This window comes from Nocardioides albidus, from assembly GCF_006335005.1.
GTDB lineage: Bacteria > Actinomycetota > Actinomycetes > Propionibacteriales > Nocardioidaceae > Nocardioides > Nocardioides albidus.
This window is the reverse complement of record NZ_VDMP01000014.1, coordinates 11,293-15,308: the sequence shown is the minus strand read 5'-3', so window position 1 is coordinate 15,308 and position 4,016 is coordinate 11,293. Positions and strand designations below refer to the sequence as shown.

Here is a 4,016-nt window from a genome sequence, read left to right as displayed (position 1 = left end):
AGGGGATCTGCTTGCAGCGGCCGTCGCCGCCCCAGCGCCAGTCGTGGAACGGGCAGGCGACCTCGTCGCCCTTGATCGTGCCCTGGGACAGGTCGCCGCCCATGTGCCGGCAGTAGGCGTCGAGCACCTTGATCTCGCCCTGGCTGTCCGCCCACACGACGAGCTTGGTGCCGAACGCCTGGATCGAGTGCGGCTTGCCGTCGCGGAACTCCCGCTCGAGGCCGATGCAGTGCCAGCCCCGGGCGAAGCGGGCCGGCGCCTCCTCGAACTCGATGTGGCGGACCTCGTCGGCGCCCGTGCCGGTCTGCAGCGCAGTCATCTCGATCTCCTCGTGGTGCGACTCGTGAGGCGGGCCCGAGGCCTGCCGATGCTGCGACGGTATGGACGTGCCCGTCCTCGGGGAACGACGGTCCCGCTGATCGGGATCCTCGGCCGGGGTCGCCGACGGCGGGGCTTCCCTACCGTCATGAGCGACATCCAGAGCCAGTACGACGGCGCCCGCTCCGGCGGCCGCGTCACCGACAAGGTCGTCATCGTCACCGGTGGCTCCCGCGGCATCGGCGCCGCCTGCGTGCGCAGGCTCGTCGAGGAGGGCGCCCGCGTCGTCATCGCCGACGTCCTCGAGGCGCAGGGCAAGGCCCTCGCCGACGAGCTCGGCGAGCGGACGGCGTACGTGCCCCTCGACGTCACCAGCGAGGACGGCTGGCAGGAGGCGGTCGCCGCCGCCGAGGCCGCGTTCGGGCCGGTCTCCGGTCTGGTCAACAACGCCGGCATCGTGCACGTCGACCCGATCGAGTCGCTCAGCGAGGCGGACTACCGCCGGGTCATCGACGTCAACCAGGTCGGCGTCTTCCTCGGCATGAAGGCCGTCCTGCCGTCCATGCGCCGCGCGCGCGAGGCCGGTGTCGCCGGCTCGATCGTCAACATCTCCTCGACCGGCGGCCTGATCGCCTACTCCCGCATCCTCGGGTACGTCGCCTCCAAGTGGGCCGTGCGCGGGATGACCAAGACCGCGGCCCAGGAGTTCGGCCCCGAGGGCATCCGGGTCAACTCGGTGCACCCGGGCTTCACCCGCTCCGAGATGACCGCGGACTCGGCCCGCTCCCACGAGCAGGCGCAGCACCAGCCGCTGGCTCGGCAGGCCGACCCGGTCGAGATCGCCAACCTCGTGCTGTTCCTGCTCTCCGACGAGTCCAGCTACAGCACCGGATCCGAGTTCGTCGCCGACGGCGGCTTCACCTCGCTCTAGGCACCCGCCGCCGAGCGCAACGACCCGCACCACCAGGAGAGAGACATGAAGGACTTCAACGGCAAGGTCGCCGTCATCACCGGCGCCGGCGCCGGCATCGGACGCGAGCTGGCGGTCCAGCTCGCCCGCGAGGGCGCTCGGCTCGCGGTCTCGGGCCGCAGCATCGCCAACGTCGAGGAGACCGCCGAGCTGTGCCGCGCGGCGGGCGCCGAGGCTCGGGCGTACGAGGTCGACGTGACCGACCGCGAGGCCGTGCTCAAGCACGCCGACGAGGTCGTCGCCGACTTCGGCAAGGTCAACCTGGTCGTCAACAACGCCGGCGTCTCCCTGGTCGCGACCGTCGAGGAGGTCAGCTGGGAGGACCTCGACTGGATCGTCAACATCAACTTCTGGGGCGTCGTCCACGGCACCAAGGCGTTCCTGCCCCACGTCATCGCCTCCGGGGACGGCCACGTCGCCAACATCTCCAGCATGTTCGGGCTGGTGGCGTGCCCGACCCAGAGCGGCTACAACGCGACCAAGTTCGCCGTCCGCGCCTTCACCGACTCGCTGCGCCAGGAGATGAAGATGTACGGCCACCCGGTCAGCGCCAGCAGCGTGCACCCGGGCTCGATCCGCACCGACATCGCCAAGAAGGCCCACGTCGGCGGCGACCGCGACGTCGCCCAGATGGCCGCCAACTTCGACCGCATCGCCAAGATGACCGTCGAGGAGTGCGCCGAGATCATCCTCAACGGCATCCGCAAGGACAAGGCACAGATCCTGTGCGGCAACGATGCCCGCTTCATGGCCGTGCTGCCGCGACTCGTCGGCCCCGCCTACCAGCGGGTGATCACGGCGCTGTTCAAGAAGGACGTCGCGTAGACGTCCTCGTTCGACGGCTCGTTCGCCGACAGCCCCCGGGTGCCCCGAGCATCCCGGGGGCTGTCGTCGTTCGCGTCGACCCGGCGCAACCTGACCTCGAAATGACCTCGACCCGGCGCGACCTGACCTCGAAATGACCTCGACCCGGCGCAACTTGACCTCGAACTGAGCGCCGGGTGGGCGTGTGGGGTTGACGATGACCGGCGGCGTCGGCTCGATCCGCACCGACATCGCCAAGAAGGCCCAGGGAGATCCGGGGCAGGTGGCGCCGGGTCGGCGGGAGATCCGGGTCAGGTTGCGCCGGGGCGTCAGGCGGGAGGAGCCTCGAGGACCTCGACGGTGCCGGCGGCGCCGTCGACGCGGACCAGCATCCCGTCGGCCAGGGTGGTGGAGGCGTGCTTGGTGTCGACGACACAGGGGATGCCGAACTCGCGGGCCACGATGGCGGCGTGGGAGGCGGCACCGCCGATGTCGGTGACGACCGCGGCGGCGTACCCGAACATCGCGGTGTGGCCGACGTCGGTGACCGAGGCGACGAGGATCTCGTCGGGCTCGATGTCGTCGTCGGGGGTGCGCAGGACGCGGACCCGGCCCTCGACGACACCGGCGCTGACGCCGATCCCGCCGATCGTGTCGCCCACCGTGACCTCGGCGTGCACGCCCTCGGGCGCCCAGGTGCCGACGACGACGTCGGGCATCCGGATGGACTGCAACCGCTCGCGCTCGGTACGACGCCGGGCGACCCGCTCGCGCAGGTCGCCGGGCGCGACGAACAGCTCGTCGAGGGTCAGGTAGAACCCGTCGTCGGACGCGTCGAGGCGTCCGGCCGCGACCAGCCGGGCGCCGCGCTCGCGGACCGCGAGGCGCAGGTCGTGGGTGTAGCGGACCACGCCGTCCCGGGCCCGCTCGCGGGCCAGGATGGCGCCGGCGGCCATCTTGCCGGTGCGCGACCTCAGCGCGGGGACCGGCTCCCGGGCGGCGGCGGGGCGCTGGGCGGCGGCAGCGGCGGAGCCGATGAGGTGGGCCGGGCGGTCGGAGAACGAGGGGTTCTCCAGCTCGCACTCGCCCGGCCCGCGGTGGCCCATCAGGTCGAGCTGCGCGTCGAGCGCCGCCGAGAAGGCCGGCGAGGCGGCGCGCAGCGCCTCGACGTCGCCCTCGCGGGCCAGCTTGAGCAGGTGGTCGTCGCCGCGCAGCTCGTCGGCGAGCCGCTCGACGGCGAGCATGGTGCGCGCCGACTCGAGCAGCTCGACGTCGACGGCGACGTGCTCGGGGTCCTTGCCGCGCTCGTGGATGGCGCCGGCGGCGCCGGTCATCATCACGCCGATCGAGGCGACCGACCAGGCGTGGGCGAGGCGGTCGCGCCAGAGCAGGGCGCGGGCGTGCAGCTGGGCGTCGTCGAGCGCGGCGATCTGCTCGGCGGTGAGGCTCTCGGCCTTGGCGGTCGCGTTGACGACCTCGGCCTCCTCCTTGAACTTCCGCGCCCGCGCGATCACGCGCGCCGTGGCGGTCAGCGTCGAGCGCCGTGCGGCCAGGCCCTGCGGCATCGGCGGGCCGCCCTGCGGGCGGAACACGACGTCGTCGGGGATGTTGCCGTAGGCGTCGCGGCGCACGCTCGCCTCGTCCCAGCCGGGCATGTTCTCGACGATGTTCACGCCGACGGAGGCATTGATGTAGACGCAGTGGCCCAGGACGCCGAGCACGAGGCTGGTGTGCTGGTCGAGCGCGACGCCGTCGAGCGCGACCATCCGGCCCATGCCCTCGTTGGAGATCCGCTGCGCGCCGAGCTGGAGGTCCAGCGACATCGGGGTGAGCGGGCCGGGGAGCGCCTCGGACGTGTTGGTCGCGGTCAGCACCGAAAGCCGCGGGTCGAGCAGGGTGTCGAACTCGCCCTGGTAGTCCGCGG

4 protein-coding genes are annotated in these 4,016 nt (G+C 72.2%); 2 read left to right on the top strand and 2 right to left on the bottom strand.

Annotated features, from left to right (window positions below; all coding sequences use genetic code 11):
• A partial coding sequence (locus tag FHP29_RS22410) for a Rieske 2Fe-2S domain-containing protein (RefSeq protein WP_240044251.1) occupies positions 1–319 on the bottom strand: 319 nt, incomplete at its 3' end.
• Positions 320–466: 147 nt separating this feature from the next.
• Here FHP29_RS22410 and FHP29_RS02220 point away from each other — a divergent pair.
• Positions 467–1,249 (top strand): glucose 1-dehydrogenase, encoded by a 783-nt coding sequence (locus FHP29_RS02220; protein ID WP_139621246.1) that lies wholly within the window; start codon positions 467–469, stop codon positions 1,247–1,249.
• Positions 1,250–1,294: 45 nt separating this feature from the next.
• Positions 1,295–2,113, top strand: coding sequence for an SDR family NAD(P)-dependent oxidoreductase (locus FHP29_RS02215; protein WP_139621245.1), 819 nt, complete (start codon positions 1,295–1,297; stop codon positions 2,111–2,113).
• A 308-nt stretch (positions 2,114–2,421) separates the two neighbouring features.
• Here the strand turns inward: FHP29_RS02215 and FHP29_RS02210 are convergent.
• The coding region (locus tag FHP29_RS02210) for a PEP-utilizing enzyme (protein ID WP_240044250.1) at positions 2,422–4,016 on the bottom strand (1,595 nt) is incomplete at its 5' end.

What these genes read in the sequence shown, in the direction of transcription:
- FHP29_RS02220 (WP_139621246.1), top strand. Translation starts at nt 467, where the DNA reads ATGAGCGACATCCAGAGCCAGTACGACGGCGCCCGCTCCGGCGGCCGC.
- FHP29_RS02215 (WP_139621245.1), top strand. Translation starts at nt 1,295, where the DNA reads ATGAAGGACTTCAACGGCAAGGTCGCCGTCATCACCGGCGCCGGCGCC.